Genomic DNA, 1,485 nt, shown 5'->3' on the forward strand with positions numbered 1-1,485 from the left:
TAGTGATTACGCATGAAATGATCTTCAAAATTTCGCGATTTAAGATTATTTATTTTTTTATACACTTTAATAGTGTATTGGTGTACACTATTATTATGAAAAGATATGTTACTTATCCTGACTGGGTCGAAAAATTCCGTTCTCCTGGTCACACGATCAAAAAAACAAAACAAGGTTATGGCCTTTATTCATGTACTTCTAAATATGTGCCTGGTGGAAAACCTAAAAGTATACAGACTTATCTTGGAAAGATCACTCCTGATGGTTTTATTCCTAAGTCTGTCGTTTCTAAACATCCTGTCTATGTCGAATTTGGATTGAGTCACTTCATTATTTCAAGCTTTAAACGTGATTTGATTCGCAGTTCATTTAGAGCTACGGATGATACTGTATATCTTGGTGTTGTTCAGTATATTTTTGGAAGCTGTCAAGATATCTTCTTATCTTCTTGCTTCCTTACTTACAAAAACAAGGAATCTTTATGCAAATATAGAGATTCTATTTCTGCTACACGCATAAAGACTATATCTAATAAGATTGCGAGATTAATGGAAAGTTATTTTGATGCACAGGAAATAGCTGTACTTTCACAGATTTTAAAGCTTGCGGTTGTAGATGTCACTTCGGATCACATCTATTATCCAACTATACCTGAAGAGGTTGTTGATATCATTGAAAGGAATGGACTTCACTATGAATAATAAAATTTTTAATTTAGTTGCAGTATTAAACGAAATATTCAGGGAAATCGATATTGATTTTGATGATCATATTGAAGTTATGAACTCCATTGGTTTCTTACATCTTTTTGATGATCTACAAGATTATCGACAACCAGGAAAGATCCAATACAAACTATCCGATATCCTTTTACTATGCTTTTTAAGTATTATTTATGAAGGTAAGACGACTTGTTTAGGAATTTATGACCATATACTTGTATACAAAAGTCGATACGAAAAATACGGATTAATCAAGGATGGACAGATTCCATCTCACGATACTATCCGCAGAACATTGATGTGTATTGATCCAGTTGAATTTGAAGAAATAACTATTGGACGTATCCATGAATTCCTTCAGGAACTTAGAAAATGTGCTCAAGGTACTATGTACTGTCATCAATCCGTTGATGGAAAAGAAGCACGTGGCAGTGGAAGAAGTGAGGATACTAAGAATCCTCAAAGAAATATCAATGTATTGAATGTATACAGTAACTCAGACTGCCTTTGTATCCATTCCAAGCCGGTTGAAACTAAAACGAATGAGATTCCAGTAGCACAGGAAATTCTAAGAATGATGGAACTGAAAAAGACAGTTATTACTTTTGACGCTCTACATACACAAAGAGAAACATGTAATATCATTGCATCAAAAAAAGGCATCTATGTAGCACCTGTAAAAGATAACCAGTCCGGTTTGCGAGAAGAAATTTTAGAAAGGTTCAAAAAATATGAACAGACTCCAAAGAAAAAAATAACTACA

The 1,485-nt window shown here is 33.3% G+C and carries 2 protein-coding genes; both read left to right on the forward strand.

Annotated features, from left to right (window positions below):
• A partial coding sequence (locus FYJ55_RS10630) for a hypothetical protein (protein WP_229771172.1) occupies positions 1 to 701 on the forward strand: 701 nt, incomplete at its 5' end.
• A partial coding sequence (locus tag FYJ55_RS10635) for an ISAs1 family transposase (RefSeq protein ID WP_195836731.1) occupies positions 694 to 1,485 on the forward strand: 792 nt, incomplete at its 3' end. The genes FYJ55_RS10630 and FYJ55_RS10635, both read left to right, overlap by 8 nt.

Source organism: Holdemanella porci (genome assembly GCF_009696075.1).
Taxonomy (GTDB): Bacteria; Bacillota_I; Bacilli_A; order Erysipelotrichales; family Erysipelotrichaceae; genus Holdemanella; species Holdemanella porci.